The organism is Mitsuaria sp. TWR114, assembly GCF_007997345.1.
This window is the reverse complement of the sequence record NZ_VOSR01000766.1, coordinates 1-4,643: the sequence shown is the minus strand read 5'-3', so window position 1 is coordinate 4,643 and position 4,643 is coordinate 1. Positions and strand designations below refer to the sequence as shown.

Annotated in this window: 5 protein-coding genes and 1 pseudogene; 2 read left to right on the top strand and 4 right to left on the bottom strand. The window is 71.6% G+C overall.

Annotated elements, in window-relative coordinates; genetic code table 11:
- Positions 1-21: 21 nt before the first annotated feature.
- Entirely contained in the window at positions 22-963 is a 942-nt protein-coding gene (locus FUT87_RS23925; protein WP_147242608.1) for a LysR family transcriptional regulator, read from the bottom strand.
- 198 nt (positions 964-1,161) lie between these two features.
- Here FUT87_RS23925 and FUT87_RS23920 point away from each other — a divergent pair, with 198 nt between their 5' ends.
- Positions 1,162-1,788: an FMN-dependent NADH-azoreductase gene (locus tag FUT87_RS23920; RefSeq protein ID WP_091719988.1), complete on the top strand. Its 627-nt coding sequence runs from the start codon at positions 1,162-1,164 to the stop codon at positions 1,786-1,788.
- A 114-nt stretch (positions 1,789-1,902) separates the two neighbouring features.
- Positions 1,903-2,775 (top strand): pirin family protein, encoded by an 873-nt coding sequence (locus tag FUT87_RS23915; RefSeq protein WP_147242607.1) that lies wholly within the window; start codon positions 1,903-1,905, stop codon positions 2,773-2,775.
- Between the two features lie 102 nt (positions 2,776-2,877).
- Here the strand turns inward: FUT87_RS23915 and FUT87_RS23910 are convergent, their stop codons facing one another.
- The 3 genes and pseudogenes from FUT87_RS23910 to FUT87_RS23900 form a co-directional block, all read right to left on the bottom strand.
- A complete protein-coding gene (locus FUT87_RS23910; protein WP_091719996.1) occupies positions 2,878-3,828 on the bottom strand; it encodes a pirin family protein in 951 nt (316 codons plus the stop codon).
- Positions 3,825-4,328, bottom strand: coding sequence for a Cu(I)-responsive transcriptional regulator (gene cueR / locus FUT87_RS23905; RefSeq protein WP_091719999.1), 504 nt, complete (start codon positions 4,326-4,328; stop codon positions 3,825-3,827). Before cueR ends, FUT87_RS23910 begins: the two co-directional genes overlap by 4 nt.
- A pseudogene (locus FUT87_RS23900) lies at positions 4,325-4,643 on the bottom strand (copper-transporting ATPase); the annotation flags it as partial. The gene cueR and the pseudogene FUT87_RS23900, both read right to left, overlap by 4 nt.

Here is a 4,643-nt window from a genome sequence, read left to right as displayed (position 1 = left end):
GCGCCGCCGCGACGGCGACGCTCAGAGCCCGTACATCGCCGCCTGGTCGAAGGGCGCGAGCTCCGCGGCCATCGCGTCGAGGAACAGCCGCGTGCGCAGCGGCATCAGCCGTCGCTGCGGGAACACCGCCCAGCAGGTCGACGGCTCCGCGCACCAGTGCGGCAGCACGCGCGTCAGCTCGCCGCGGTCGACGAAGCCCTGCGCGTATTGGTTGCCGACCCAGGTGATGCCGAGCCCCGCGCGGGCCATGTGCAGCAGCATGTCCGGCGCGTTCACCAGCGTGCGGCTGTCCGGCACGCCGACCCACTCCGTCCGCTGGTCGGCCTTGCCGTCGACGATCCCGGACAGGTGCCACGGCAGCGGCTCGCCGGCGCGGCCCAGGATCATCAGGCCATGCATGCTGAGCAGGCCCTCGGGCAGCTGGGGCTCGCCATGGCGCTGCAGGTAGGCCGGCGACGCGTACAGCCCGCTGCTGAAGATCGCCAGCCGACGCGCCGCCAACTGGCTGTCCGGCGGCAGCTGGCCCATGCGCACCGCGATGTCGAAGCCTTCCGCGATCAGGTCCACGCGCCGCGGCGACAGGTCCAGCTCGAGTTGCACTTCCGGGTAGTCGCCGACGAAACGGCTCAGCATCGGCGTCAGCATCTGGTGCGCGAAGTCCGCCGGCATCGACACCCGTAGCCGACCGGTGGGGCGCTGCTGCCGATGCAGCGCCAGCGCCAGCGCGCCGTCCACCTCGCCCGCCAGCGTCCGCGCATGCTCGAGCACGCCCTGGCCGAACTCGGTCAGCGTCAGCCGCCGGGTGCTGCGCTGGAGCAGCTTCTCGCCCAGCCGTTCCTCCAGCGCCGCGATCCGCCGCGACACCGTCGACTTGGGCAACTGCAGCCGCTCGGCCGCGCGGCTGAAGCTGCCGCTCTCCATCACGCGGGCGAAGACGAGGAGGTCGTCGGCATCAAGGCTCATGGGGGCATCCGTCGAAGAGGGGACAGAGGAGGGAACGAGGGAAGAGCAGAGGGGAGGGAGGGGGAGCGGTGGATTGTTCGTCCAATGGAACAATCTTATCCAGTACGGCGTCTTCTGGTGTCGAGGCGGGATCAATACAGTTCATTCCATCCCATCACACCCCGGCTGATTCAGCCGAAACGCCCGGAGAAACGCACCATGAACATCCTCCAGATCAATTCCAGCGCCCGCCGTCTGCATGAAGGCCAGGGTTCGGTCTCGACCCTGCTGGCCAATGAAGTGGTCCAGCAACTGGTCGAGCGCAACCCCGGTGCCAAGACGGTGGTGCATGACCTGGCGGTGCGCCCGCTGCCGCCGATGGACGAGGCCACGCTGGGCGCGCTGTTCACCCCGGCCGACGCCCGCAGCCAGGCGCAGGCCGACCGCGTGGCGTTCAACGACCAGCTGATCGCCGAACTGCAGGCCGCCGACGTGATCGTGCTGACCGCGCCGATGATCAACTTCGGCGTGTCCTCGCAGCTGAAGAACTGGATCGATGCCGTGGCCCGCGCCGGCGTCACCTTCAGCTACGGCGCCAACGGCCCGGTCGGCCTGGTCACCGGCAAGAAGGTCATCGTCGTCAGCTCGCGCGGCGGCGTGCACCGCGGCCAGCCGACCGACAACATCGTTCCCTACCTGCAGGTGACGCTGGGCTTCCTGGGCATGACCGACGTGAAGTTCGTGCTGGCCGAGGGCCTGAACATGGGCGAGGAAGCCGCGGCCAAGGGCCTGGCGGTCGCCCGTGAGGAAATCGCCGCGCTGTTCGGCGAAGCGCAGCCGGCCTGAGCTCGACCGCTTTCGACCGTTTTTGACCGTTGCCCACCCGATGCGGGTGGGCCCCTCCGGGGGAAGGGCCTCTCCCCCTCGTTCGACACTCCCCCCTTCTGGAAAGGATCCACCATGACCGCCGCCACCCCTGCCACCCCTCTTCGGACGCCCCGCCAGGTCGAGCGCCTGGTGCAGGGCAGGGCCACCCGCGACGGCGCCGGCGTCAAGCTGACGCGCGTGCTGACGCAGGACCTGCAGCGGCGCCTGGATCCCTTCCTGATGCTGGACGCCTTCGGCACCGACGATGCCGACGACTACATCGCCGGCTTCCCCGACCATCCGCACCGCGGCTTCGAGACCGTGACCTACATGCTGGAAGGCCGGATGCGCCATCGCGACTCGGCCGGCCATGAAGGCCTGCTGGGTCCGGGCGGCGTGCAGTGGATGACCGCCGGTCGCGGCGTGATCCATTCGGAGCTGCCCGAGCAGCAGGAAGGCCGCATGGAAGGCTTCCAGCTGTGGCTGAACCTGCCGGGCCGCGACAAGATGCGCGACCCCTGGTACCGCGACATCACCAGCGCCGAGATCCCCGAGCTGGCGCTGCCGGGCGCGACGGTGCGCGTCATCGCGGGCCAGAGCCAGGGCGTGGCGGGCGCGGTGCAGCGCGACGCGACGCAGCCGACCTACCTCGACATCCGCCTCGAGCCCGGCGCGAGCTTCGAGCAGGCGCTGCCCGAGTCGCACAACGCCTTCGTGTACGTGTACCGCGGGGCGCTGCGCTTCGACACTGGTTGCCTGGTGCCGAGCGGCCGGATGGCGATCCTGGCCAACACGGCCGGCTCGGACGGCGTGCGGCTCACCGCGTCGGAGGAAGGCGCGCGCGTCATCCTCGTGGCCGGCCAGCCGCTGGGCGAGCCGATCGCGCAGTACGGCCCGTTCGTGATGAACACCGAAGGCGAGCTGCTCCAGGCCGTGCGCGACTTCCAGGCCGGCAAGTTCGCCTGAGCCCCGGTCCGACTCGACGCGCCGCCAGCGACCCTCCCGGGTCGCCGGCGTCGGCCCGACAAGCCGACCGCGGGCGGGGACGCGCGCCCCGCCCGCGACTTCTCATCGCGGCGTCTTGAGCGGCGGCACCACGGGCGCCAGCAGCCGCGGCCCGTCGAAGCCCTGCACCGCGCCGAAGCGGCCGCCGTCCTCGCGGCTGTTCCATTCCTCGGCATAGGCCTGCATTTCCTCGCGGTTGCGGCCGACGAAGTTCCAGAACAGCAGCACCGGCTCGCCGAAGGGCGGGCCGCCCAGCAGCAGCGCGCGGCTCTTGCCGCCGCCCGACAGCAGCTTCAGCGATTGCGCGCCCGGCGCTAGGTACAGCAGCTCGCCGGGCTTGCTGGCGCCGGCGGACTCGCCGTCCAGCGTGACCGAGAGCTCGCCCTCCAGCACCATCAGCCCGTACTCGTGGTCCGGATGCAGCGGCAGCGTCGCTTCGGCGGCGCGCGTCGCGCTCAGGTCCATGCCCAGCAGCGGCGTGTGGCTGGGCACCGGCGAGCGCTGGCCGCCGAACTCGCCCACCAGCAGCATCGTCTCGAAGCCGCCGGTGGCGAACGACGGCAGTTCCGGGAAGTGCTGGAAGGCCGGCTCGCGATGGCGCACCGCGTCGGGCAGCGCGATCCACAGCTGCGCCAGCTGGAGGCGGTCCGACTGTGATTCCTCGGTGTGGCTGATGCCCCGGCCCGCGGTCATGAGGTTCACCTGGCCGGGCCGCAGCATCTGCTCGGAGCCCAGGCTGTCGCGATGCAGCACCTCGCCCTCGATCATCCAGCTGAAGGTCTGCAGCCCGGTGTGCGGATGCGGGCCGACGCGCATCGCCGTCTCGGGCGTGAGGTCGGCCGGGCCGGCGTGGTCCAGGAAGCACCAGGCGCCGATCATGCGGCGTTTGGCGGTGGGAATCGCGCGGCGGATGCTCAGGCCGCCGACATCGCCCAGGTGCGCGCCGATGCGCTCCCAGCGGGCGGGGACGGGGTCGGCATGCGGGCCGATGGCCGGGTCGAGGGGGACGCTCATGGGAGGGCTCCTTGTGAGAGGTCGTCGAGGATGGGGCAGTCGGGGCGGTCGTCGCCGTGGCAGCAGCGGGCCAGCTCGGCCAGCGCGCGCCGCATGGCCTGCATCTCCGCCAGCCGGCGGTCCAGGTCGGCGATGTGGGCCTCGGCGATGCGCTTGACCTGGCCGCTGGCGCGGCGGCGGTTCTGCCAGAGCTTGAGCAGCTCGGCGATCTCCGCCATCGAGAAACCCAGGTCGCGCGCGCGGCGGATGAAGCGCAGCGTGTGCACCTCCTTCTCGCCGTAGAGGCGGTAGCCCGAGCCGGTGCGCGCCACCGGCGGCAGCAGGCCGAGCGACTCGTAATGGCGCAGCATCTTCGGCGAGACACCGGAGCGCTCGGCCGCCTGGCCGATCGTCAGCGGCGCGGCGTCGTTGGCGGGCACGCCGTTGCCGGCGTCGGCCGCCTCGTCGCGGCGGTGCCTGGCGCCGGCGGCGCGGGTCCTCATCGGGGCGGCGGCGGTCATCGGGCGGATCCCTTCCAGCGCTTGAGCAGCAGCGCGTTGCCGAGCACGGAGACGCTGGACAGCGCCATCGCCGCGCCGGCGATCACCGGGCTCAGCAGTCCCAGCGCCGCCAGCGGCACGCCCAGCAGGTTGTAAATGAAGGCCCAGAACAGGTTCTGGCGGATCTTCGCGACCGTCGCGCGCGACAGCGCGATCGCGTCGGCGACCAGTCGTGGGTCGCCCCGCATCAGCGTGATGCCGGCGGCTTCCATCGCCACGTCGGTGCCGCCGCCCATCGCCAGGCCGACATCCGCCGCGGCCAGCGCCGGCGCGTCG

Excerpts from the sequence above, each read along its gene's own strand:
- FUT87_RS23910 (WP_091719996.1), bottom strand. The coding sequence starts at position 3,828 with ATGAGCGTCCCCCTCGACCCGGCCATCGGCCCGCATGCCGACCCCGTC.
- cueR (WP_091719999.1), bottom strand. The coding sequence starts at position 4,328 with ATGACCGCCGCCGCCCCGATGAGGACCCGCGCCGCCGGCGCCAGGCAC.
- FUT87_RS23920 (WP_091719988.1), top strand. The coding sequence starts at position 1,162 with ATGAACATCCTCCAGATCAATTCCAGCGCCCGCCGTCTGCATGAAGGC.
- FUT87_RS23925 (WP_147242608.1), bottom strand. The coding sequence starts at position 963 with ATGAGCCTTGATGCCGACGACCTCCTCGTCTTCGCCCGCGTGATGGAG.
- FUT87_RS23915 (WP_147242607.1), top strand. The coding sequence starts at position 1,903 with ATGACCGCCGCCACCCCTGCCACCCCTCTTCGGACGCCCCGCCAGGTC.